At 71.4% G+C, this 23,753-nt stretch carries 22 protein-coding genes; 10 read left to right on the top strand and 12 right to left on the bottom strand.

Features of this window, described 5'->3' with window-relative positions; translation table 11 throughout:
• Positions 1-122: 122 nt before the first annotated feature.
• On the bottom strand, positions 123-794 hold the full coding sequence (locus ACFY0K_RS33960) for a response regulator transcription factor (RefSeq protein WP_351960923.1): 672 nt from the start codon (positions 792-794) through the stop codon (positions 123-125).
• Between the two features lie 89 nt (positions 795-883).
• On the bottom strand, positions 884-2,089 hold the full coding sequence (locus ACFY0K_RS33955; protein ID WP_390643026.1) for a sensor histidine kinase: 1,206 nt from the start codon (positions 2,087-2,089) through the stop codon (positions 884-886).
• 118 nt (positions 2,090-2,207) lie between these two features.
• Here ACFY0K_RS33955 and ACFY0K_RS33950 point away from each other — a divergent pair, with 118 nt between their 5' ends.
• Complete coding sequence (locus ACFY0K_RS33950) at positions 2,208-3,230, top strand: SAM-dependent methyltransferase (protein ID WP_390643025.1); 1,023 nt, start codon at positions 2,208-2,210, stop codon at positions 3,228-3,230.
• Between the two features lie 27 nt (positions 3,231-3,257).
• On the opposite strand, the gene ACFY0K_RS33945 is transcribed toward ACFY0K_RS33950, so the two are convergent.
• Positions 3,258-4,409 (bottom strand): NADH-quinone oxidoreductase subunit D, encoded by a 1,152-nt coding sequence (locus ACFY0K_RS33945; RefSeq protein ID WP_390643024.1) that lies wholly within the window; start codon positions 4,407-4,409, stop codon positions 3,258-3,260.
• 31 nt (positions 4,410-4,440) lie between these two features.
• Between ACFY0K_RS33945 and ACFY0K_RS33940 the strand changes: the two genes are divergently transcribed.
• Positions 4,441-4,944: a PH domain-containing protein gene (locus ACFY0K_RS33940; protein WP_351960919.1), complete on the top strand. Its 504-nt coding sequence runs from the start codon at positions 4,441-4,443 to the stop codon at positions 4,942-4,944.
• Complete coding sequence (locus ACFY0K_RS33935) at positions 4,941-6,269, top strand: PH domain-containing protein (RefSeq protein WP_390643023.1); 1,329 nt, start codon at positions 4,941-4,943, stop codon at positions 6,267-6,269. The genes ACFY0K_RS33940 and ACFY0K_RS33935 overlap by 4 nt, the downstream gene beginning before the upstream one ends.
• Positions 6,270-6,444: 175 nt before the next feature.
• Here ACFY0K_RS33935 and ACFY0K_RS33930 read toward each other — a convergent pair whose 3' ends face one another.
• Positions 6,445-7,692 carry a hypothetical protein gene (locus ACFY0K_RS33930; RefSeq protein ID WP_390643022.1) on the bottom strand — a complete coding sequence of 416 codons (1,248 nt, stop codon included), beginning with the start codon at positions 7,690-7,692 and terminating at the stop codon, positions 6,445-6,447.
• Between the two features lie 97 nt (positions 7,693-7,789).
• A complete protein-coding gene (locus ACFY0K_RS33925; RefSeq protein ID WP_390643021.1) occupies positions 7,790-8,902 on the bottom strand; it encodes an alpha/beta hydrolase in 1,113 nt (370 codons plus the stop codon).
• A 224-nt stretch (positions 8,903-9,126) separates the two neighbouring features.
• Between ACFY0K_RS33925 and ACFY0K_RS33920 the strand changes: the two genes are divergently transcribed.
• The 6 genes from ACFY0K_RS33920 to ACFY0K_RS33895 all read left to right on the top strand — a co-directional run bounded on the left by ACFY0K_RS33920 (position 9,127) and on the right by ACFY0K_RS33895 (position 14,238).
• Complete coding sequence (locus tag ACFY0K_RS33920; protein WP_390643020.1) at positions 9,127-10,992, top strand: phosphatidylglycerol lysyltransferase domain-containing protein; 1,866 nt, start codon at positions 9,127-9,129, stop codon at positions 10,990-10,992.
• Positions 10,993-11,093: 101 nt separating this feature from the next.
• Complete coding sequence (folP, locus tag ACFY0K_RS33915) at positions 11,094-11,987, top strand: dihydropteroate synthase (protein WP_390643019.1); 894 nt, start codon at positions 11,094-11,096, stop codon at positions 11,985-11,987.
• Positions 11,984-12,487, top strand: coding sequence for a nuclear transport factor 2 family protein (locus tag ACFY0K_RS33910; protein WP_093500048.1), 504 nt, complete (start codon positions 11,984-11,986; stop codon positions 12,485-12,487). The genes folP and ACFY0K_RS33910 overlap by 4 nt, the downstream gene beginning before the upstream one ends.
• A 247-nt stretch (positions 12,488-12,734) precedes the next feature.
• Positions 12,735-13,094 carry a dihydroneopterin aldolase gene (folB, locus tag ACFY0K_RS33905; protein WP_390643018.1) on the top strand — a complete coding sequence of 120 codons (360 nt, stop codon included), beginning with the start codon at positions 12,735-12,737 and terminating at the stop codon, positions 13,092-13,094.
• The gene (folK, locus tag ACFY0K_RS33900; RefSeq protein WP_382729317.1) at positions 13,091-13,702 is read left to right on the top strand and encodes a 2-amino-4-hydroxy-6-hydroxymethyldihydropteridine diphosphokinase; all 612 of its coding nucleotides are present in this window, start codon (positions 13,091-13,093) and stop codon (positions 13,700-13,702) included. Before folB ends, folK begins: the two co-directional genes overlap by 4 nt.
• A gap of 50 nt (positions 13,703-13,752) precedes the next feature.
• Positions 13,753-14,238 carry a DUF3180 domain-containing protein gene (locus ACFY0K_RS33895; protein WP_390643017.1) on the top strand — a complete coding sequence of 162 codons (486 nt, stop codon included), beginning with the start codon at positions 13,753-13,755 and terminating at the stop codon, positions 14,236-14,238.
• Between the two features lie 5 nt (positions 14,239-14,243).
• On the opposite strand, the gene ACFY0K_RS33890 is transcribed toward ACFY0K_RS33895, so the two are convergent.
• From ACFY0K_RS33890 to dacB, 7 genes are all read right to left on the bottom strand, one after another.
• Complete coding sequence (locus ACFY0K_RS33890; protein WP_390643016.1) at positions 14,244-14,978, bottom strand: hypothetical protein; 735 nt, start codon at positions 14,976-14,978, stop codon at positions 14,244-14,246.
• Positions 14,979-15,203: 225 nt separating this feature from the next.
• Positions 15,204-15,809, bottom strand: a complete 606-nt coding sequence (gene folE, locus ACFY0K_RS33885; RefSeq protein ID WP_352363515.1) for a GTP cyclohydrolase I FolE — start codon at positions 15,807-15,809, stop codon at positions 15,204-15,206.
• A 137-nt stretch (positions 15,810-15,946) separates the two neighbouring features.
• Positions 15,947-17,986: an ATP-dependent zinc metalloprotease FtsH gene (gene ftsH, locus ACFY0K_RS33880; protein ID WP_390643015.1), complete on the bottom strand. Its 2,040-nt coding sequence runs from the start codon at positions 17,984-17,986 to the stop codon at positions 15,947-15,949.
• Positions 17,987-18,195: 209 nt separating this feature from the next.
• Positions 18,196-18,735 carry a hypoxanthine phosphoribosyltransferase gene (gene hpt, locus ACFY0K_RS33875; protein ID WP_352091067.1) on the bottom strand — a complete coding sequence of 180 codons (540 nt, stop codon included), beginning with the start codon at positions 18,733-18,735 and terminating at the stop codon, positions 18,196-18,198.
• A gap of 96 nt (positions 18,736-18,831) precedes the next feature.
• Entirely contained in the window at positions 18,832-19,944 is a 1,113-nt protein-coding gene (tilS, locus tag ACFY0K_RS33870; protein WP_390643014.1) for a tRNA lysidine(34) synthetase TilS, read from the bottom strand.
• Between the two features lie 191 nt (positions 19,945-20,135).
• Complete coding sequence (locus ACFY0K_RS33865) at positions 20,136-21,269, bottom strand: zinc-dependent metalloprotease (RefSeq protein ID WP_390643013.1); 1,134 nt, start codon at positions 21,267-21,269, stop codon at positions 20,136-20,138.
• A gap of 231 nt (positions 21,270-21,500) precedes the next feature.
• The gene (gene dacB, locus ACFY0K_RS33860; protein WP_390643012.1) at positions 21,501-23,162 is read right to left on the bottom strand and encodes a D-alanyl-D-alanine carboxypeptidase/D-alanyl-D-alanine-endopeptidase; all 1,662 of its coding nucleotides are present in this window, start codon (positions 23,160-23,162) and stop codon (positions 21,501-21,503) included.
• Between the two features lie 79 nt (positions 23,163-23,241).
• Here dacB and ACFY0K_RS33855 point away from each other — a divergent pair, with 79 nt between their 5' ends.
• Complete coding sequence (locus ACFY0K_RS33855; RefSeq protein WP_018547987.1) at positions 23,242-23,733, top strand: inorganic diphosphatase; 492 nt, start codon at positions 23,242-23,244, stop codon at positions 23,731-23,733.
• Positions 23,734-23,753 lie beyond the last annotated feature (20 nt).

Genomic DNA, 23,753 nt, shown 5'->3' with positions numbered 1-23,753 from the left:
AAGGGGCGCGCCGGGTAGTCGGCAGTCTGCGGCACCGTCGTGGCCGGCCGCGCAGTTCCTCCCCCAGCCTTCGGCCGGGGGTACCCCCCAGCGCCCCTACGGGACGCGCTGCCCGGCGGGCGTCAGCCGTGGCCGCCGCCCGCCCGCACCAGCCCCGTCTCGTAGGCCAGCACGACCACCTGCACGCGGTCGCGGAGGCCGAGCTTGGTCAGGATGCGGCCCACGTGCGTCTTCACGGTGGCCTCGGACAGCACCAGCCGGCTCGCGATCTCGCCGTTCGACAGGCCCTGCGCGACCAGCACCATCACCTCGCGCTCGCGCTCGGTGAGCCGGTCCAGTTCCTGGTGCCGGGGCTCCCCGGCGGAGGGCAGCATCGGCGCGAAACGGTCGAGGAGGCGCCGGGTGGTGGAGGGCGCGACGACGGCGTCGCCGCTGTGCACGGAACGGATGGCGGCCAGCAGTTCGCCCGGGGGCACGTCCTTGAGCATGAAGCCGGAGGCGCCCGCCTTCAGCCCCGAGAAGGCGTACTCGTCGAGGTCGAAGGTGGTCAGGATGAGCACCTTGGGCGCGTCCGGCTGCTCGCAGATGCGGCGGGTGGCCTCCACACCGTCCAGCTTGGGCATGCGCACGTCCATCAGGACGACGTCCACGGCGGTGGACGTCAGCACCTGGAGGGCCTCGACGCCGTCGCCCGCCTCGGCGACGACCTCCATGTCCGGCTGGGCCGCGAGCACCATCCGGAACCCGGTGCGCAGCAGCACCTGGTCGTCGACGAGCATCACGCGGATCGTCATCGGGTCCTCTTCCGTTTCTCGTTCTTCGTTCGTGTTCCGCCCCTCGACCTGAGGGCGTGACAGGTGTCAACCGGGGGCGTGCGTCTGCGTCAATGCGCCGGTTTGAGCGGCAGCAGGGCACTGATGCGGAATCCTCCGCCCGGGCGAGGGCCCGCGTCGAGGGTGCCGCCCACCATGCCGACGCGTTCGCGCATGCCGATCAGGCCGTGCCCCTGGCCGTCGACGCCGCCCTCCTCGTACATCTCGTGCGGGGCGCCCTTGCCGTCGTCCTCGACCAGCAGGCCGAGTCCGTCGTCGAAGTAGACCAGCCGCACGCTGGCGCCCGCGTTGGGGCCGCCGTGCTTGCGGGTGTTGGTCAGCGCCTCCTGCACGATCCGGTACGCCGTGAGCTCGACGCCGCTGGGCAGCGGGCGCGGGGTGCCCTCGACCTTGAAGTCGACGGGCAGGCCCGAGGTGCGGCACTGCTCGACGAGGTCGTCGATCTGCTCGACATCGGGCTGGGGGACGTACTCACCGACCTCCTTGTGCTCGCCGGTGCGCAGCACGCCCAGCAGGCGGCGCATCTCGGCGAGGGCCTGGCGGCCGGTGGAGGAGATCGTCTCCAGAGCCTTCTTCGCCTGGTCGGGGGCGGCGTCCAGGACGTAGGCGGCGCCGTCGGCCTGGACCACCATCACCGAGACGTTGTGCGCGACCACGTCGTGCAGCTCGCGTGCGATCCGGGCGCGCTCCGCGGCGACCGCGACCTTGGCCTGCGCCTCGCGCTCCTTCTCCAGCCGGGCGGCGCGCTCCTCCAGCTGCGCGAAGTAGGCGCGGCGGGTGCGCATGGAGTCGCCGAGCACCCAGGCGAGCACGAACGGCACGGTCTGGAACAGCACGATCGCGACGTGCCCCGGGAAGCTCGCCTCGTGCTGCGGCCACCGGATCTCCGCCAGGGGCGCGGCGCCCAGCCCGGCGTAGAGGCCGAACCGGGACGCCCAGCGGGCGCCGACGGCGGCGTTCGTGCAGACGATCACCAGCATGGCGAAGTCGGCGAGGATCGTCTCCACGTCCAGCACCAGCTGGGCCAGGCCGGTGGCCGCGGCCAGCAGCAGCATCGGCTCCGGGAAACGGCGGCGCAGCGCGACGACGACACTCATCACGACGGACACGGCCAGCATGGCGGGCCTGGATCCGTGGTGCGCCTGGGCCTCGCCGAGCTTCCAGATGCTCGCGCCGGAGATCCCGAGCAGGACGACGGCCCAGAAGCTGTCGACCCATGTCGGGTGCCTGCGGAGGAAGTCATAGAGGCGCTGCACGTAACCCAGAGTAGGGAAGCGTGATAGGTGCAGGGGTCAACCGGAGGGCCGATCCCTGTTCCGCACGCGTACTCCGCAAGGTGGAGAAGGTGATCACCTGTGCGCCTAGTCTGGCCCGGTGACGGATGAGGCGACGCGAGAGACGGCAGACGACGCCCGTGGCTGGCGTGCGGCCACCGAGGCGGCCCTGTACGGCCCCGGCGGCTTCTACCGCCGCCCGGAGGGCCCGGCCGGGCACTTCCGTACGTCGGTGCACGCCTCGCGGCTGTTCGCCGAGGCCGTGGCCGAACTGCTGTGCCGGGTCGACGAGGCCCTGGACGTCCCCGAGGAGCTGGACTTCGTCGACATGGGCGCCGGCCGGGGCGAACTGGTCACCGGCGTGCTCGCGGCCCTGCCCGCGGGCGTGGCGGCACGCACGCGTGCGTACGCCGTCGAACTCGCCGACCGCCCGCCGGGCCTGCCCGACCGGATCACCTGGCTGACCGAGCTCCCGCGCACCGTCCGGGGCCTGCTCTTCGCCAACGAATGGCTGGACAACGTGCCGGTCGAGGTGGCCGAGGTGGACCCGGCCGGGGTTCCCCGGCTGGTGCACGTCCGGCGGGACGGCACCGAGCTGCTCGGCGAGCGCGTGTCAGGCGCGGAGGCGCAGTGGCTCGCGCGGTGGTGGCCGCTGGGCGCCGAACCGGGCCTGCGCGCGGAGATCGGGCTGCCCCGGGACCGGGCGTGGGCGTCCGCCGTCAGCAGCCTCCAGCGGGGTCTCGCGGTGGCCGTGGACTACGCGCACACCGTGGACACGCGCCCCCCGTTCGGAACGCTCACCGGCTTCCGCGAGGGCCGCGCGACGGCGCCCGTGCCGGACGGGGAGTGCGACATCACGGCACACGTGGCGCTGGACGCGTGCACGGCGCTCGACCCGGCGCTCAGGCTGCCCGAAGCGCTCCTGTGCACGCAGCGCGACGCCCTGCGCGCCCTCGGCCTGGTCGGCGCCCGCCCCCCGCTCACCCTCGCTTCCACGAACCCCGCCGCATACGTGCGCGCCCTCGCGACCGCGGGCGAGGCCGCCGAACTCACCGCCCCCGGCGGCCTCGGCGACTTCCTCTGGCTGCTCCAGCCGGTGGGCGTCGAGGACGCGCTGATCTAGCCGCTCACTTCGCGCACCCACTCACCCCTACTTGTCGATGTCCCCCACCACGAAGAACAGCGACCCCAGGATCGCGACCATGTCCGCCACCAGCGTCCCCGGCAGCAGTTCGGTCAGGGCCTGGATGTTGTTGTAGGACGCCGAGCGCAGTTTCAGCCGGTACGGGGTCTTCTCGCCCTTGCTCACGAGGTAGTAGCCGTTGATGCCGAGGGGGTTCTCGGTCCAGGCGTAGGTGTGGCCCTCGGGTGCCTTGAGGACCTTGGGGAGCCGCTGGTTGATCGGTCCCGGCGGCAGGTCGGCGATCCGGTCCAGGCAGGCGTCGGCCAGGTCCAGGGCGTTGTGGGTCTGCTCCAGGAGGCACTCGAAGCGGGCCAGGCAGTCGCCCTCGGCCCGGGTGACGACCTTCAGCGTCTCCTGGAGCTCGCCGTAGGCCAGGTAGGGCTCGTCCCGGCGCAGGTCGAAGTCGACGCCCGAGGCGCGCGCGATGGGCCCGCTCACGCCGTACGCGTGCACGGCCTCCGGCGCGAGGACGCCCACGCCGCGGGTGCGGCCGCGGAAGATCTCGTTGCCGAGGACCAGGTCGTCGAAGACGTCCATGCGGGAACGCACGTCGGCCACGGCTGCACGCGCGCGTGCGGTCCAGCCGGCCGGCAGGTCCTCCTTGAGGCCGCCGACGCGGTTGAACATGTAGTGCATGCGCCCGCCGGAGACCTCCTCCATGACGTTCTGCAGCTCCTCGCGCTCGCGGAACGCGTAGAAGACCGGGGTGATGCCGCCCAGCTCCAGCGGGTAGGAGCCGAGGAACATCAGGTGGTTGAGGACCCGGTTCAGCTCGGCGAGCAGGGTGCGGGTCCACACCGCGCGGACCGGTACCTCCATGCCGAGCATGCGCTCGACGGCGAGGACCACGCCCAGCTCGTTCGAGAAGGCCGACAGCCAGTCGTGGCGGTTGGCGAGCATGATGATCTGCCGGTAGTCGCGTGCCTCGAAGAGCTTCTCCGCGCCCCGGTGCATGTAGCCGATCACCGGCTCCGCGGAGACGATCCGCTCGCCGTCCAGCACCAGCCGCAGCCGCAGCACGCCGTGCGTGGAGGGATGCTGGGGGCCGATGTTGAGCACCATGTCGGTGCTCTCGGCGGCGCCGCCGATCCCGACCGTGGTCTGCGTCGTAGGCGTCATGGACCCAGTCTCCCCTACGTACGCTGGCCCCATGGAGACGGGGAGCGCCGCCGGCGCCGAGACCACGGGGACCGAGCCGGTCTGGACGGGGCTGCCGCCCGGCCTGCTGCGGATGCGCCGGCTGCTGCTGGTGGTGTGGCTGGGGCTGCTCGCCCTGGCCCTGGGACTGCTGCCGGGCCTGCTCGCGGGCCCGGTGTGGGCGGCCTTCGCGCTGCTGCCGCTGGCCGCGCTGGCCTGGGGCTGGGTGCTGCTGGGCCGCAACTGGCGCTCCTGGCGGTACGCCGAGCGCGCCGACGACCTGCTGATCACCCGCGGGGTGCTGTGGCGCGAGGAGACCGTGGTGCCGTACGGGCGGATGCAGCTGGTGGAGGTGACCTCGGGGCCCGTCGAGCGGCACTTCGGGCTCGCCACCGTGCAGCTGCACACCGCGGCCGCGGCCACCGACGCGACGATCCCCGGCCTGGACCCGGCCGAGGCGGAGCGGCTGCGCGACCGGCTCACCGAGCTCGGCGAGGCCCGATCGGCGGGGCTGTGACCGCGCCGGGCGTCGAGGGCGCCATACGCGCGGGCAAGGCCGCCGGCGAGCGGCGGCTGCACCCGGTGACGCCGTTCCGGCGGGCCTGGGCGCCGGTCGCGGTGCTCACCGGCTGGGCGGTGCACGACCCGAACCAGGCGCAGGAGCAGCTGACGAAGCTGACCACGACCATGGTCCTCGGCGGGCTCGCCGCCCTGGTCACGGCGGGTGCCCTGTACGGCTTCCTCACCTGGTGGTTCACCTACTTCTCGGTGACCGACAGCGAACTGCGCATACGCACCGGCCTGTTGTTCCGGCGCACCGCGCACATCCGCCTCGAGCGGATCCAGGCCGTCGACGTCACCCAGCCGCTCCTCGCGCGCGTGGCGGGCGTCGCCAAGCTGCGGATAGACGTCGTCGGTACCGACAAGAAGGACGAGCTCGCCTTCCTCGGCCAGGGCGAGGCGCGTGCGCTCCGCGCGGAACTGCTCGCGCGCGCCGCCGGGTTCGCGCCGGAGACCGCGCACGAGGTCGGCGAGGCGCCGGCGCACGAGCTGATGCGAGTGCCCCCGGCGAAGCTCGCGCTCTCGATCGTGCTGACGGGCGCCACCTGGGGCTCCCTGGCCGCCGCCCTCGTGGCCCCGCCGCTCCTCTGGCTGGGCACCCACAGCGTGTGGACGGTGCTCGCGACCGCCGTGCCGCTGCTCGGCGCGGCGGCCACGACCAGTGTGGGGCGGTTCGTCGGGGAGTACGACTGGACGGTCGGCGAGTCCCCGGACGGACTGCGCATCGACCACGGGCTCCTCGACCGCACGCACGAGACGGTGCCGCCGGGGCGAGTGCAGACCGTGCGGATCGTGGAGCCGCTGATGTGGCGGCCGCTGCGCTGGGTGCGGGTCGAGCTGAACGTGGCCGGGTCGGCGAACTCGGTGCTGGTCCCGGTCGCGCCGCGCGCGGTCGCCGAGTCGGTCGTCGCGCGCGTGCTGCCCGGCGTGACCGTGCCCGGTGAGCTGCTGCGGCCGCCGGGGCGGGCCCGGTGGTGCGTGCCGCTGTGGTGGCGCGGGTACGGGTTCGCGGTCACGGACGCGGTGTTCGCGGCGCGGCACGGGCTGCTGCGCCGGAAGCTGTCGCTCGTCCCCCACGCCAAGGTCCAGAGCGTACGGCTGACCCAGGGGCCCTGGCGGCGGCTGTGGCGGCTCGCGGACGTTCATGTGGACACGGGGGCCGACAAGACCGTGACGGCCCGGCTGCGGGCCGCAGAGGAGGCAGCGGCGCTGCTGCGGGAGCAGGCCGAGCGGTCCCGGACGGGCCGCCGGACGGCGCGGCCGGACCGCTGGATGGCCTGACGGCCGGTCCGGTGCGTGGTCGGGTGCGGCACCATCGGGGCTGGTCGCGCACCCCGCGCCCCTGACGGGGCGCTCACCGCAGCGACCTGCTTTTAGGAACGCGGGGAACTGCGCGTCCAGCCCCCACTCACCCGCACCCGGCCACCGACCGTCCCCGGCGCGGCTCGCCGCGTGGTCAGGACGCGGCGCTGCGCAGGCCGCCGAGGTTGATCTGTTCCGTCTCGTCGTGCGCGGTCAGGTCGATGACCTGGCTGACGCCCCGCGCCTGCGCGGGCTTGAACTCGGCCTCGGACTCGGCCTTGTGGAGCGCGAGCGCCTCCTGGCCGACGACGTCCGCGAGGTCCTCGTTGTGCATGGCGTCCAGGCCGGCCGCGGGCGAACCCTTCTGGGTGCCGAAGAAGTCGAAGCCGCCGGTGACCAGCGGGCGCGGGATCGGCGCGGCCGGCAGCACCGCCACCGCGGTGGGCACCGTGAAGTGGCCCGAGGGCTGCACGGCACGGGCGGACGGTGCCGTGGTGGGGTGGGCGTCCTGCTCCGCCGGCGCCGGGGTGGTGTCCTCCGCCTCCGGTCCGGCCGTGGTGGCGGCGGCCGCACGCCCGTGCCCGTCGGCCGCCTCGGGCTGCCCCTGCGCCTCGTCCTCCGGCGCGCTCTCGCCCGCCGGGGCGGCCTCGGTCCCGGCGGCCGTCTCAGCCGCGCCCTGGGCCTCGGTGCCCGCGACGGTCCCGTCCTTCGGGGCGTCCTTCTCGTCGAACCGGGCCAATGCCACCTTGGCCCGCAGGAACAGCTTGGAGCCCTCCGGCGAGAAGATCGCGGGCGCCGTCTCCTCGACCGTCAGCGCCTCGGACTCGTCCGCGGCCTTCTCCGCGGCCTGCTTCTCGCCCTTCTCCGCGGTCTTCTCCTCGGCGGGAGCCGCGGACTGCTCCGCCTCCTCCGCCTTGCGGGGCGCCGGGAGCGCGTTCGACGGCTCGGCGGCCTCGATCTCCAGCAGGCGGCGGCCCTCCAGGGCGCTCGCACGCTCGGTCTCGGCCGTGGCGTAACGGCGCAGCAGGGACGCGTGCTCGTTGCGCAGCCCCGCCAGCTCCGACCGCTTCGCGCGCAGCCGCTGCTCCAGCTTGGCGCGCAGCTCCCGCGACTCCTCCAGGTCGGTCTCCAGCTCGGCGATCCGCTCCTCGTGGCGCCACTCGTCGCTCGCACGCGCGCGTGCGAGGTCGGCCACCTGCTTGCCCGCCTCGCTGTCCCAGCGCCGCATGACGGCGGCGCCGACGGCCGCGGTGGCCGCGGCTATCGCGGCCAGGGTGCGCAGCACCGTGGGTTGGGAGAACAACCAGGGGCCCAAGGCGCAGACGAGGGAGACACCGGCGATCGCCGAAGGAGGCAACAGCCTGTGCAAAGGCGGGGAATGACGGTGGCGTCCACGTGGCATGGCCAGAAACTTACCGCGCGTAGGCGAATCGTGGTGCCCGGGGCCGTAAAAACACACCGACAACGAAGTCTGCACACGGTATCGGCAGGGCCCGGACTCAGCCGCCGCTCAATCGGCCGCTGAGCCACTGGAGGGTCGCGGGGATCTCGCGGCGCCAGGTGTTGAAGTTGTGGCCGCCGCTGTCGAGGATGATCGACGAGATCCGGGTCAGCTTGGTGGCCTCCACGCTCGCGATGAATTTCAGCGTGGCCTTGTAGTTGGTTTCCCCGACTTTGCTGCTGGTGACCAGCAGGGAGGTGGCCGGGGCCGGCTCGTGCTTCAGGAACCACCACAGGTCCGCGCGGTGCTGGAGATGCCGGTCGCCGTGGAAGAGGTCGCCGGTCGTGGCGTCGAGGGGCGCCTTGTACGACGGGGAGAGCCCGGCCGCGGCCGCGTACACGCCGGGGTGGTGCACGGCGAGCTTGAGCGCGCAGTACCCGCCCGTCGAGTCGCCGACGATCCCCCATCCTCCCGGTTTCACCGCGGCCCGGTAGTGCGCCCGCACGGCGTCGGGCAGGTCCTTGGCGAAGAAGGTCTCGGTCTGCGGCCCGTGCGGGATGTCCACGCACTCGGTGTCCCGAGGCGGCGCGACCGTGGGCCGCAGCATCACCAGGATCGTCGGCCGCATCTTCCCGTCCCTGACCAGGTGCTGCGCAGTGCGCGGATAGTGCAGCTTGTCGACCAGCGCGCTGGCGGTGCCCGGATAGCCGCTGAGGACGACCACGACCGGGAACGTCCGCGTGCGGTACTGCGGCTGGAAGTACTCCGGCGGCAGGTACACGTACGCGGGCGTGGTGATGTGCGTCGTACGGCCGACTATGCCGACCTGCTGGATCTGACCGGCCGTCCCAGGCAGCGAGCCGCCCATGCCGTGCACCTGGGACGTGGACATCACTTGGAGCGGGCCGGACGCGTGGTTGACCACGACGCCCTGGTCGGTCTCCGTGCCGAACAGGTCCGCCCAGCTCGCGTAGAAACCGAAAGCCTGGTTGACCGCTATCCCGACGCACGCGAAGAGTGCCAGCTGGGTGGCCAGCAGAAGACCGACACGGCCGCTGACCGCCCGCCAGTTCCGGCGGGCGAGCCGGGGCCACAGCCACACCGTGCCTACGAACAGCAGTACGGCGGACAAGATCGCCAATGCCAGCAGTTTATTACTTGTGAGACCCATGAGGTGCTTCCTGCCTGCGCTTTCCCCCGTGACCTCCGCTGGTTTCAGCGAGGCTTGCCCCGGGCTTTCCCTGTCCTTTGAACCGGCTTTCCGGTGGGGAGTGAACCTTTCCCCCCGAGACACCGTCCTAGAGGGCGCAATGTCGCCGGATGCCCGAATCGGGCCCGGATCCAAGGTCTCTCGCAGAACTACGGGATGCGATGTCTGTCAGGATAGATGGGGAAATGTCGGGCGAGGTTCCGAGCCGATCAAGCCGGGCGCGGCGCATAGTCCGTGGCCCGCGCCCCGAGACCGTCCCCGCCCTGGTCGGCAGGGCGTGCGCGGTCGTGGGCGTCCTGGACATTGCCGCGGGCGTGTTCCCGCGCTTCCGTCACAGCCGGATGCACGCCATCGCCGAGGTGCTGCCGGGGTCGCTCGGTCCGTTCGCCGCCGCGCTCTCGCTCAGCGCCGGCGTGCTGTTGCTGCTGCTCGCGCACGGGCTCAAGCGGCGCAAGCGCCGGGCCTGGCGGGCCGCGGTCGCGCTGCTGCCCGCCGGCGCGGTCTCGCAGTTCGTGTACCGGCACTCGGTCATCGGCGCGCTGATCTCGCTGGCCCTGTTCGTGCCACTCGTGATCCACCGCGACGAGTTCAAGGCGCTGCCCGACCCGCGCAGCCGGTGGCGCGCGCTCGCGAACTTCGTCCTCATGAGCGCCGGTTCGCTCGCGCTCGGCCTGGTCATCGTCAGCGCCCACCCGAAGCGCACCATCGGCGACCCCAGCCTGGCCGACCGCATCACCCACGTCCTGTACGGCCTGTTCGGCTTCGAGGGCCCCGTCGACTACGAGGGCTCCACCTCCTGGACGGTCGCCTTCTCCCTCGGCGCCCTCGGCCTGATCACCGCGGTCACCACCATCTACCTCGCGTTCCGCCCCGAACACCCCGCCGCCCACCTCACCGAGGAGAACGAGGCCCAGCTGCGCGCCCTCCTGGAGAAGCACGGCGCCCGCGACTCCCTCGGCCACTTCGCGCTCCGCCGCGACAAGGCGGTCGTCTTCTCGCCCAGCGGCAAGGCGGCGGTCACCTACCGCGTCGTCTCCGGCGTGATGCTCGCCAGCGGCGACCCGATCGGCGACGTCGAGGCGTGGCCCGGCGCCATCGAACGCTTCATGGACGAGGCCAAGGCCCACTCCTGGACCCCCGCCGTCATGGGCTGCTCGGAGACGGGCGGCGAGGTGTGGACCCGCGAGACCGGCCTGGACGCCCTCGAACTGGGCGACGAGGCGGTGGTGGACGTGGCGGATTTCTCGCTCGCCGGACGCGCGATGCGCAACGTGCGCCAGATGGTCAAGCGCATCGAGCGGGCCGGCTACGAAACCCGGGTACGGCGCATCCGTGACCTCGGCGAGGCCGAACTCGACCGCATCCGCCGGGCCGCCGAGGACTGGCGCGGCACCGACACCGAGCGCGGCTTCTCCATGGCGCTGGGCCGCATCGGCGACCCCGCCGACGGCGACTGCCTGATCGCCACCGCCCACAGAATCGAAGGGGCGGCGCGAAGCGCCTCGGGTAGGGCGGCGGCGGGAGACGGGTGGGCGGACGACCAGCCCGGCCAGTACGGCGACCTCAAGGCGATCCTGCACTTCGTGCCGTGGGGCACCGACGGCGTCTCCCTCGACCTGATGCGCCGCGACCGCTCCGCCGACCCCGGCATGAACGAACTGCTCATCGTGGCCGCCCTGCAGGCGGCCCCGAAGCTCGGCATCACCCGGATCTCGCTCAACTTCGCGATGTTCCGCTCGGCACTCGCCCGCGGCGAGAAGATCGGCGCCGGACCGGTGCTGCGCGCCTGGCGCGGACTGCTGGTGTTCCTCTCCCGCTGGTTCCAGATCGAGTCGCTGTACAAGTTCAACGCCAAGTTCCAGCCCCGCTGGGAGCCGCGTTTCGTGGTCTACCGGGCCTCCGGCGACCTCCCGCGCATCGGCCTCGCCGCCATGCAGGCCGAGGGCTTCGTCAGCCTCGCCCTCCCGCTGCCCCGCTTCCTGCGCCGCCAGGCGCCCGCCCCCCGTGCCTGCGCCCACAGCATCGCCGAACAGGGTGTACGGGCGGCCTGACCCCCTGACCGGCCCGAGCGGACGCCCCGCCCCCCTCCAGCCCTGAGGGCGCCGCTCGGGCCACGGGGCTGGCCACAGGGCCCTGGGCCTACGCTGAACGTATGAGCAACCACAGCGGACGTGGCCAGGTGGCAGGGCTTCCGGCATGGGACCGGTGCGCGGTCATGGGGGTCGTGAACGTCACCCCCGACTCCTTCTCCGACGGCGGCCGCTGGTTCGACACGACCGCCGCGGTCAAGCACGGCCTCGACCTCGGCGCCCAGGGCGCCGACCTGGTCGACGTCGGCGGCGAGTCCACCCGCCCTGGCGCCACCCGCGTCGACGAGGACGAGGAACTGCGCCGGGTCGTCCCCGTCGTCCGCGGCCTCGCCTCCGAAGGCGTCGTCGTCTCCGTCGACACCATGCGCGCCTCCGTGGCCCGGCAGGCCCTCGCCGCCGGCGCCGCCCTTGTCAACGACGTCAGCGGCGGCCTCGCCGACCCCGACATGATCCCCGTCGTCGCCGACTCCGGCGCCCCCTTCGTCGTCATGCACTGGCGCGGCTTCCTGGCGGGCGGCAACGTCGAGGGCGTGTACGACGACGTCGTCGGCGAGGTCCTCGACGAACTCCACGCGCGCGTGGACGCCGTCCTGGCCGGCGGCATCTCCCCCGACCGGATCGTCGTCGACCCCGGCCTCGGCTTCTCCAAGAACTCCGAGCACGACCTGGCCCTGCTCGCCCGCCTCGACCGGCTGCACGCCCTGGGCCACCCCCTCCTCGTCGCCGCCTCCCGCAAGAGGTTCCTCGGCCGGGTCCTGGCCGGACCCGAAGCGGCTCCCCCGCCGGCCCGGGAGCGCGACGCCGCGACGGCCGCCGTCTCCGCGCTCGCGGCGCACGCCGGCGCGTGGGCGGTGCGCGTGCACGAGGTACGCGCCACGGCCGACGCGGTACGGGTCGCGCGCGCAATAGAGGAAGCGCGCACCGGAACCGACGCGCCGGGCGAAGGAGCCCGGTGAGCGCCCCCCATACCGACGTCGAGCAGGTCGAGGCCGCCAACACCGCCTTCTACGAGGCACTGGAGAACGGCGACTTCGAAACCGTCTCCGGCCTCTGGCTCGCCCCCGCCGACCTGGGCGTCGACGAGGAGTACCACGACCCCGCCGACAGCGGCGTGATCTCCTGCGTGCATCCCGGCTGGCCGGTCCTCACCGGCCGCGGCGAGGTCCTGCGGTCGTACGCGCTGATCATGGCGAACACCGACTACATCCAGTTCTTCCTCACCGACGTGCACGTCTCCGTCACCGGCGACACCGCCCTGGTGACCTGCACGGAGAACATCCTCAGCGGCGGCCCCGCCCCCGAGGGCGGCCAGGAACTCGGCCCGCTGGTCGGACAACTGGTCGTCGCCACGAACGTGTTCCGGCGCACCCGGGACGGCTGGAAGCTCTGGTCCCACCACGCCTCCCCGGTGCTCTCCGAGACCGACGAGGACGAAGAGGACGACACGCCCTCCTGAGCGCGGGACACCCCTGGCGGACCAAGAAGTGGCTGGAATCACGAACTCACGAGTAGATACGGCTACCGGCCCGTGAGCCACCGGGTTCTCCGGGGGAAACACCCGATGAACCCTGCCGCGCCCCGGCGACCCCCACGCCCCGTACCCCGGCTCTGTCGCTGCCCGCAGGTAGATTCGTGTGAGGCCGGTCCATCGCCCGCATGCGATGGGGTCCGGCCGCACACCGACGATTGCAGGAGTGATTCGCGTGGATCGTGTCGCGCTGCGCGGCCTCAGGGCCCGCGGGCACCACGGTGTCTTCCCGAAGGAGCGCGAGGAGGGCCAGACCTTCATCGTGGACCTCACCCTCGGGCTGGACACCCGTCCGGCGGCGGCCGACGACGACCTGACGAAGACCGTGCACTACGGCATCGTGGCCGAGGAGGTCGTCGCCGTGGTCGAGGGGGAACCGGTGAACCTGATCGAGACGCTCGCCGAGCGGATCGCCCAGGTCTGCCTCAAGCACGAAGGGGTAAGAGAGGTCGAGGTCCAGGTCCACAAGCCGGACGCGCCCATCGCCGTCCCCTTCGACGACGTCACCGTCACCATCACCCGGAGCCGAGTATGACCGCATCCTCCCTGCGGGGCCCGAGCGACCCGACCGTCCAGCCGGTGCCCGCCTCCGTCGTCGAGCAGGTCGACGCAGCCGACACGACCCTGTCCAACCCCAAACGCGCCGTGGTCGCCCTCGGCTCCAACCTCGGCAACCGCCTGGAGACCCTCCAGGGCGCCGTCGACGCCCTGGAGGACACCCCCGGCGTCCGCATCAAGGCCGTGTCGCCGGTGTACGAGACGGAGCCGTGGGGCGTCGAGCCCGGCAGCCAGCCGACGTACTACAACGCGATCGTGGTGCTGAAGACCACCCTCCCGCCGTCCTCCCTGCTGGAGCGGGCACACGCGGTCGAGGAGGCGTTCAACCGGGTACGGGACGAGCACTGGGGCCCGCGCACCCTCGACGTCGACATCGTCGCCTACGCCGACGTCGTCTCCGACGACCCGCACCTCACCCTCCCGCACCCGCGCGCCCACGAGCGCGCCTTCGTGCTCGCGCCCTGGTACGACGTCGACCCGGAGGCGCTGCTGCCCGGCCGCGGCACGGTCGCGGACCTCCTGGCCGCCGTCACCCGGCACGGTGTGGAAGCGCGCGGGGACCTGGAACTCCGACTGCCCGAGTAGTCGTTAAGGTCGAGACGACCACATCGCTGCGGGGGAGCTGAAGGAAAACAGTGAAAGAGCTGCGGATCAGGGTGCTGGCCGGCGTCTTCGTCGTGGCCGGAGTGCTGTCCTGGGCGGCCGCCCGCCTCTGGAACGCGGTGGGGACGCTGCCGAGCGTGCCGGTGGCCGCCCCGATCGTCCTCGCCCTGATCGCCGTGGTCCTGCTCTCCACCGCGCTCTCGCTGCGCGCCCGCCTCAAGGCCCAGCGCGAGCGCCGCCCCGGGGCCAAGGGTGTCGATCCCCTGATGGCGGCCCGCGCCGTCGTCTTCGGCCAGGCCAGTGCCCTCGTCGCCGCCCTCGTCGCCGGCATGTACGGCGGCACCGGCGTCTTCCTCCTCGAACTCCTCGACTTCCCCACCCGCCGCGACCAGGCCCTCTACGCCGCCTTCTCGGTCGTCGCCGGCGTCGCCGTCATAGCGGCGGCCATGTTCCTGGAACGGGTGTGCAAGCTCCCGGAGGACGACGAACACGACAATGGAGCGGCATCGGCCGCGTAATGCGGTCACCAGGGCTGACGTGCCAAGTGCCCGTTGACCAGAAACCCGGGATGGGGATCGAGGCGAAAGCTGTACAAGGTGAACGGCTTGGTACTTCCGGCCGTGCGCGGACGAAGCCCGCGGACCTCGACCCATGTGGACTCGCTGAGCTGCAGCGGGTGCCGCTCGGGCCGGAAGACCCCACGGGAGAGCCAGCTGTCGGCTACGACAAGGTGCGAGGCCGTCCCGTTCGTCCGAGGCGTGAATCGCGCGCCGATCACTTCCGCCAGTTCCGCGAGAAAGGGCACGTTCGCGCTGACCAGGAGGCGCCCACGCCAGGTCTTGGACCGGAACCCGTCGCCGTCGGTGTAACCCTCCAGAAAGCCTTCGAACGTCTCCAGGTCCCGGAGTACGACGCGTGGAAACCTCTGCCGCATGTGGTGTGCGTCCCCACCTGTGTACTGCCTCATCAGATCGGCGAGATACGACGAGACGACGCGTACCCGAAAGCCAGGTGCTTCCTTCCGCAAATATCCGGAGGGGCGTGAAACGGCTTCCAGACGCGCCGCCAGGCCGGTCGCAGCCATGTAGCCGAACTCGTAGCCCAGCTTGATGGTCAATCGCTCACGGCACAGCTTCCGCGGAGGCGTCCAGGCAAGGACAGCGCCCTCCGCATCTCGCGCATGGACCCAGCCGTCAGGCGTGCTGAGCAGTTGATCGGGAGCGACAGTGAACGTCAGATGATCGGTCACCACGTCCACGACCTCTCGGACCCTTATGGTCTCTACGTGAGTGACGGTGGTGTGGGCCGTTCGATCTCCGTCCAGCGTCCAAAGACGGCAACCCGCCCCGACGTCCCGGGCGCAGAGTCGACGGCCTACGCCGTTCACGGTCTGCTTGCTCGGTAACCCGTATCCCACCCTGACCTCCCGATCGGCAGACAACGCGCCGATCGAGGAGGTTAAGGGGCACCACTGACAATCGACTCAGCGCGCCAGTATCAGGCTCATTGCCTCAGCACGGGTCGTAGCATCCCTGAGCTGACCGCGGACCGCCGATGTCGTCGTCTTGGCACCTGGCTTACGGATCCCTCGCACCGACATACACATGTGCTCGGCCTCGATGACGACGATCACGCCCCGGGCCTCGAGGATCCGCATGAGCGAGTCCGCGACCTGCGTGGTGAGGCGTTCCTGCACCTGCAGTCGACGGGCGAACACCTCAACCAGGCGGGCGAGCTTCGACAGGCCTGTGATCTTGCCGGTCTCCGCCGGAATGTAGCCGACATGAGCCACGCCATGAAATGGCAACATGTGATGTTCGCACAAACTTACGATTTCAATGTCCTTGACCAGGACCATCTCGTCATGTCCAAGGTCGAACGTCGTCGTCAGGACCTCTTCAGGCAGCTGGTGATTCCCCGCCAGAAGCTCGCGATACGCCCGCGCCACCCGCGCCGGAGTCTCCCGCAGGCCCTCGCGGTCCGGGTCCTCGCCGACCGCGATGAGGAGTTCGCGTACGGCGTTCTCGGCGCGCTTCTCGTCGAACTCGCCGATGGTGCCTTCGCCGTCCAGGGTCACGGGGTCGGTCATCTGGGGTGCCTCGTTCCTCAGGGTGGGCACATGTGGATCACGCGCCTCATGTACAGGCATTACGGAAATGCCGCGCCCCCCAGGCTAGGTCCTGGGGGGCGCGGCATCCATTCCGAGCCAGGTGAGGCCGGTGTGAGTCAGCTCTCGGGGCGGTCCTCGGGAGCCTTCTCGACCGCGGGGGCCGATTCGGCCGCCGTGGCCTTGGCGGTGCTGATCGCCGCGGTGGCGCCGTTGGCCCCGTTGGTCAGTGCGAGCTCCTTCGGGGAGAGCACCGGCGGGCGGGTGGACGGCGTACGGCGGGAGGAGCCGGTCCAGGCGGGCCGGGCCGGGCGCTTGACGATGGCGGAGAAGATCTCGGCGATCTCCTCCTTGCCCAGGGTCTCCTTCTCCAGGAGCTGGAGGACCAGGTTGTCGAGGACGTCGCGGTTCTCGACCAGGATCTCCCAGGCCTCGTTGTGCGCGTTCTCGATCAGCTTCTTGACTTCCTCGTCCACCAGGGCGGCGACCTCTTCCGAGTAGTCGCGCTGGTGGGACATCTCACGGCCGAGGAAGGGCTCGGTGTTGTCGCCGCCGAACTTGATCGCGCCGAGACGCTCGGTCATGCCGTACTGCGTGACCATCGCGCGGGCGGTGGCCGTGGCCTTCTCGATGTCGTTGGCGGCGCCGGTGGTCGGGTCGTGGAAGACCAGTTCCTCGGCCGCGCGGCCGCCCAGCATGTAGGCGAGCTGGTCGAGCATCTCGTTGCGCGTGGTCGAGTACTTGTCCTCGTCCGGCAGGACCATCGTGTAGCCGAGGGCGCGGCCGCGGGACAGGATCGTGATCTTGTGGACCGGGTCGGAGTTCGGGGAGGCCGCCGCGACCAGGGCGTGGCCGCCCTCGTGGTACGCGGTGATCTTCTTCTCCTTGTCCGACATGATCCGGGTCCGCTTCTGCGGGCCCGCGACCACGCGGTCGATCGCCTCGTCGAGCATCTGGTTGTCGATGAGCTTGCGGTCGCTGCGGGCCGTGAGCAGCGCCGCCTCGTTCAGCACGTTCGACAGGTCGGCGCCGGTGAAGCCCGGGGTGCGGCGGGCGACCGCCGCGAGGTCGACGTCGGGCGCGACCGGCTTGCCCTTCTGGTGGACCTTGAGGATCTCCAGACGGCCCTGCAGGTCCGGCGGGTCGACCGCGATCTGGCGGTCGAAGCGGCCGGGGCGCAGCAGCGCCGGGTCGAGGATGTCCGGCCGGTTCGTCGCGGCGATGAGGATCACGCCGCCCTTGACGTCGAAGCCGTCCATCTCGACGAGCAGCTGGTTCAGCGTCTGCTCGCGCTCGTCGTGACCGCCGCCGAGGCCGGCGCCGCGGTGGCGGCCGACCGCGTCGATCTCGTCGACGAAGACGATCGCCGGGGCGTTCGCCTTGGCCTGCTCGAAGAGGTCACGGACCCGGGAGGCACCGACACCGACGAACATCTCGACGAAGTCGGAACCGGAGATCGAGTAGAAGGGGACCCCTGCCTCGCCGGCGACGGCACGCGCGAGGAGCGTCTTGCCGGTGCCGGGACGGCCGTAGAGGAGCACGCCCTTGGGGATCTTGGCGCCGACGGCCTGGAACTTGGCCGGCTCCTGCAGGAACTCCTTGATCTCGTGGAGTTCCTCGACGGCCTCGTCGCAGCCCGCGACGTCCGCGAAGGTCGTCTTCGGGGTGTCCTTGGTGATGAGCTTCGCCTTGGACTTGCCGAAGTTCATGACCCGGGAGCCGCCGCCCTGCATCTGGTTCATCAGGAACAGGAAGACGACCACGATGAGGACGAAGGGCAGCAGGGAGAGCAGGACGCTGACGAAGGCGTTCTGCTTGGTCGGCGCGACGGTGTAGCCGTCGGTGATCTGCTTGTCCTGGTACTTGGTCTGCAGCGTGTTGGCGAGGGCCACGCCCTGGTCGCCGATGTAGCTCGCCTGGATCTTCGAGCTGCCGTCGACCTTCTCGCCGTTCTTGAGCGTGACCTTGATGGTCTGCTCGTCGCCGGTGGTCAGCTTGGCCGATTGCACCTTGTTGTCATTGATCGCCGCCACGACCTGGCCGGTGTCCACCGTCTTGTAGCCGCCGGACGAGCCGACGACCTGCATCAACACGACCACGGCAAGGACGGCCAGCACGATCCACATGACCGGCCCACGGAAGTATCGCTTCACGTCCATCCATACGGAGCGGTGTCGCCCCGTCCCTCCTGCCATAGTGAGTTTGATAAGACAGTTCTTCTGACGGTACCCCAGCATTGTGGCCCGAAGCCGCACGAAGCTGCGCGGACGACTGGTGAAACCCGTCTCTGCATGCTCCAACGGCGCGAAACCCGCTGGGGTTCCCGATCGTCTTACGCAACTGGACCCTGCGGCGTATCAGCCGGGGTTCAGCCGCCGTAGACGTGAGGCGCGAGCGTACCGACGAACGGGAGGTTGCGGTACTTCTCGGCGTAGTCGAGGCCGTAGCCGACGACGAACTCGTTGGGGATGTCGAAGCCGACCCACTCGACGTCGATGGCGACCTTGGCCGCGTCCGGCTTGCGCAGCAGGGTGCAGATCTTCAGCGTCTCGGGCTCGCGGGAGCCGAGGTTGTTGATCAGCCAGGAGAGGGTCAGGCCCGAGTCGATGATGTCCTCGACGATCAGGACGTGCCGGCCCTTGATGTCGGTGTCGAGGTCCTTGAGGATCCGCACCACACCGGAGGACTGGGTGCCCGCGCCGTACGAGGACACGGCCATCCAGTCCATGGTGACGGGGGTGGACAGCGCCCGGGCGAGGTCCGCCATGACCATCACGGCGCCCTTGAGGACGCCGACGATGAGCAGGTCCTTGCCCGCGTACTCCGCGTCGATCTTCGCGGCCAGCTCGGCCAGCTTCGCGTCGATCTCTTCCTTGGTGATGAGCACCTGCTGGAGGTCGGCACCCATGTCTTTCGCGTCCACCGCATCACTTTCGGTCGGTCGTCCCACCGGCCTACCCGGCCTCGGGGAGGAGCTCCGGGGAGCTCTCCGTGAGGTCGGGATTCAGCCTTGCCGAATCACCAGTCTGCCACCCTGGCGCTGGGCGACGACTTTGCCGGGGAGATTGATGGCCCCCTGGCCTCGCCATCCGGTGATGAGGCGGTCGACTTCCTCGATGTGCCGGGCGAACAGGGACCCGGCCGGTGCGCCCGCCTGGATGGCCGCGCGGCGCAGGATCCGGCGGCGGACCGCGGGGGGCAGCGCGTAGAGCTTGGCGCACTCCAGCTGGCCCGCGGCGTCCCGTACGGAGGCCTCGGCCTGGCTGGCCCAGGTGTCGAGGGCGTCGGCGTCGTCGCGGGAGAGCTGGGCGGTGCGGGCGAGCGCCTCGACGACGCCCTTGCCGAGGGCTTTCTCCAGGGCGGGCAGGCCCTCGTGGCGGAGCCGGGAGCGGGTGTAGGCCGGGTCCGTGTTGTGCGGGTCGTCCCAGACGGGCAGGGCCTGGACCATGCAGGCCTTGCGGGCGGTCTGCCGGTCCAGCTGGAGGAACGGGCGGCGGTAACGGCCGCCGGCCCCCGAGACCGCGGCCATTCCGGACAGGGAGCGGATGCCGGAGCCGCGGGCGAGGCCGAGCAGGACGGTTTCGGCCTGGTCGTCCCTGGTGTGGCCGAGCAGGATCGCGGTGCCGCCGTGCCGTTCGAGCGCGGCGTCCAGGGCGGCGTAGCGGGCGTCACGGGCGGCGGCTTCGGGTCCGCCGTCGCGGCCGACGGTCACGGTGATGGACTCGACCGGGTCGAGGCCGAGTTCCCGCAGCCGCAGGACGACCTCCTCGGCGCGCAGGTCGGAGCCGGGCTGCAGGCCGTGGTCGACGGTGATGCCGCCCGCGCGGATGCCGAGTTTGGGGGCCTCGAAGGCGAGGGCGGAGGCGAGCGCCATGGAGTCGGCGCCGCCGGAGCACGCGACGAGGACGAGCGGGGAGGGGGGCCGCTCGTTCGGGGTCTGCTCCGGGATCTCCGGGGCCTCGGGGAGGCCGCCGGCGGGGCGCGCGAGGCGCACGCCGATCCGTCCGCCGGTGCGCTCACCGGTGGTGCGGCTGTGGCGGCTGTCGTCGGTGAGGATGTCGTGGAGGACGCGGCGGACCGCCAGGCGTATCGCCGCGACCGCAGGATGGGGACCCATGTCCGGTTCCCTTCATGAAGTTTTCGGGGGGTGAACCCGAGATCGGTCACTCAGAGTGTGTAGATGGTGACAGAAACGGGCCGTTCCCCGAGCATCGCACGCCTACCCATCGCTCACGGTCCCTCGGACGGGTGATTGGAGGGGCGTTCGCCTGCCGTCGGCCGGTTTCCGTTCACCACGGGTCCGCTGGTTCACGACTCGGCCTTGCGGTGCACCCGCGCGACCCAGTCCGCCGGTTTGGCGATCTCCGCCTTGGTCGGCAGGGTGTTCGGGGAGGTCCACACCCGGTTGAAGCCGTCCATGCCGACCTGCTCGACGACGCCCCGCACGAACCGTTCGCCGTCCCGGTACTGACGGAGTTTGGCATCCAGGCCGAGCAGTTTGCGCAGGGTCGTGTCGAGCCGGGAGGCGCCCTTGGCGCGCCGCTGCTGGAACTTCTCGCGGATCTCGGCAACGGTCGGCACGACCGCGGGCCCGACGCCGTCCATGACGAAGTCGGCGTGGCCCTCCAGGAGGGACATGACGGCGGTGAGGCGGCCGAGGATCTCGCGCTGGGCGGGGGTCTGCACCAGTTCCACGAACGAGCGTCCGCCGTCGTCCTCCTCGGCCTCGGGGCGGCTCCCGGCGAGGGACTGGGCGGCGTCCCTGATGCGTTCGAGCACGGTCATCGGGTCGACGTCGGTCTCCGACAGGAACGACTGGATCTCGCCCTCCAGATGGGCGCGCAGCCAGGGCACCGCCGTGAACTGGGTGCGGTGCGTCTCCTCGTGCAGGCACACCCACAGGCGGAAGTCGTGGGGCTGCACGTCGAGTTCGCGCTCCACGTGGACGATGTTCGGGGCGACGAGCAGCAGCCGGCCGCCGCCGTTCTCGTCCGCCGGGAGGTCGCGGGAGGAGGGGGCGAAGGTCTCGTACTGGCCGAGGACCCGGGACGACAGGAACGACAGCAGCATGCCGAGTTCCACGCCGGTGACCTTGCCGCCGACCGCGCCGAGGACCGCGCCGCCGGGGGTGCCCGCGCGCCGCTCCTGCATCTTCTCGAGCAGCGGCTTGAGGAGTTCGCGGAAACCGGCGACGTTCGCCTTCACCCAGCCGGGCCTGTCGACCACCAGAACGGGTGTGTCGTGGATGGCGTCGGTCCCCATACGAGTGAAGCCCCGGACGTGTTCCTCCGAGGCCTTCGCGTGCCGCCGCAGTTCCGCGACGATGCCCCGGGCCTCGTCGCGGCTCACCTCGGGGCCCGGCCGCACGAGCCGGGTCGCGGTCGCCACCGCGAGATTCCAGTCGACCATCCCAGAAGAAGCAGCGCCACCGATGCTCGTCATGCGTCAACCGTACGTTAGCGCTACCGCTTGGGGCAGGCCGTGGGGGTTGGTGTGGTTGGCGTGACTTGTGTGGTGCGGTGGGGTTGTGGGCTTGCGTCGCCAGGGCGGGGTTCGTTTCACGGTGCCCGGCGCTGTCGGCCGTGCCCACCCGTTCCGCCCTGCGGAACGCCTGCCCACGGCGGTTGAAGCGTGCCGCGCCACGGCGCTGCGGCGGCGGGCGGCGGGCTGTGGTTACAGGCCCGCCAGTGCTGTCGCCGTATTGTCCAGGGCCGCCTGGGCCGCCACCGGGTTGGTCGTGTTCGCGGTGAGGAAGGCGAAGGCCAGGAGGCGGCCGTCCTTGTCGACGACCGTGCCCGCGAGGGTGTTGACGCCGGTGAGTGTGCCGGTCTTGGCGCGTACGGCGCCTGCCGCGCCGTCCGTGTAGCGGCCGGTGAGGGTGCCGGTGAAGTGGGCGACGGGGAGGCCCGTGAGGACCGCGCGCAGGCCAGGCTGGTCCACGTCGGCGGCCTTGACGAGCAGGGCCGTGAGGAGGTTCGCGGTCAGCCGGTCGTCGCGGTTCAGGCCGCTGCCGTCGTGGAAGGAGGCGCCGGTCATCGGCAGGCCCAGCTTGGTCAGCTGGGCCTCGATCGCGGCCGCTCCCCCGTCGAAGCTGGCCGGCCTGCCGCCGGCGAGCGCCGTCTGGCGGGCCAGGGCCTCGGCGATGTCGTTGTCGCTGTTGGTCAGCATGCGCTCGACGATCGAGGACAGCGGCGGCGAGGAGACGGCGGCGAGGGGCTCGGCCCGGCTGCTCGCCTTGGAGGTGCCGGGTGACGAGGCCTTGATGCCGGCGTCCGCGAGGAAACCCGCGAACTTCTGTGCCGCGTCCGCCGCCGGGTCGCCCACCCGGGTCACCGGGCCCTCGGCGGAGTCGTTGGTGCGGCCCTCGTCGGCCGTCAGGGGACTCACGCGCGCGAGGTTCTCGTTGACGCCGATGACGTGCAGGTCGGGGCCGGAGTAGAGCGTGGTGTCGTACGAGAGGGTGATCTGCTTGATGCCCCGCGCGGTCAGCGACTTCGCCGTCTCGGTGGCGAGGGTGCGCAGGCTGGCCCAGCCGGCCGCGTCCTTGTGTGCCGTCAGGGTGGGGTCGCCGCCGCCGACCAGGACGACCTCCCTGGTGCCGGGTTCCAGGACCACGCGCGTGGTGATGCGGTGGTCGGGGCCCAGGGCCGAGAGGGCGGCGACGGCGGTGGCGATCTTGGTGGTGGAGGCGGGGGTGAGGGCGGTGTCGGCACCGGAGCCGTACAGGCGGCTGCCGGTGGCCACGTCGACGACCACGGCGGTACGGGTACTGCCGAGCGCCGGAGCCTTCAGGAGGGGCCCCAGGAGGCTCGTGACGGCCGTTCCGGAGATGCCGACGGACTTTCCGGCGGGCGCCGACTTCACGGTGTTCGTGGCCCCGTCCAGCCCCGTCAGGACGGGCCCGGCGCTGGGCGCGGGGCCCGGCACCCCGTCGGCTGTGACGGAGTCCGCACCGGAGCCGTGATCTGTGCCACCCGTCCGCTCCAGGGCGGCGGCCCGGTCCCGCTCGGCCGTACGCTGACCGTCGGCGTCCCAGGGGCCCGCCGCGGTCACCGCACCGGCGGCCAGCGCGAGCCCCGCCGTGGCGGCGAACACGGTGTACTGCCAGGTCCTGGGCGTCCGGGACCGAGGTCGAGAGGGGCGGACCAGGGTGGCAAGCCGGGGTCCCGTCATGCGCGCGACGCGGGCGAGCCGTGGGCCCGCTGCTCGCCGCAACCGCGTGACCTGCGGTTTCGTGGCGGTCACCAGGCGTGCCAGGCGCGGTCGTAGGGCGGCCGCGATCTTCCGCACACGCGGTTTCGCGGACTGCCAAGGCCTCAGCTCTGGCACGACCACCAGCCCCTTTCGCGATCACACACCTGCGTGGGGGACACTTAACCATCAGAACTATGTGTTGATCATGGAGGAGCCACCGGTGGAGTTCGACGTCACGATCGAGATCCCGAAGGGTTCGCGGAACAAGTACGAGGTGGACCACGAGACCGGTCGGATCCGCCTCGACCGTCGTCTCTTCACCTCGACCGCCTACCCGACCGACTACGGCTTCGTCGAGAACACCCTCGGCGAGGACGGCGACCCGCTGGACGCGCTGGTCATCCTGGACGAGCCGACCTTCCCGGGCTGCCTGATCAAGTGCCGCGCGATCGGCATGTTCCGGATGACGGACGAGGCCGGCGGCGACGACAAGCTGCTGTGCGTCCCGGCGACCGACCCGCGCGTGGAGCACCTGCGCGACATCCACCACGTGTCGGAGTTCGACCGCCTGGAGATCCAGCACTTCTTCGAGGTCTACAAGGACCTGGAGCCCGGCAAGTCCGTCGAGGGCGCCAACTGGGTCGGCCGCACCGACGCCGAGGCGGAGATCGAGCGGTCCTACAAGCGCTTCAAGGAGACCGGCGGTCACTGAGACCATCCCGGGCCAGCACC

The sequence above is a fragment of the Streptomyces sp. NPDC001507 genome, from assembly GCF_042894765.1.
Lineage (GTDB): Bacteria > Actinomycetota > Actinomycetes > Streptomycetales > Streptomycetaceae > Streptomyces.
This window is presented reverse-complemented; position numbering and strand designations above follow the sequence as displayed.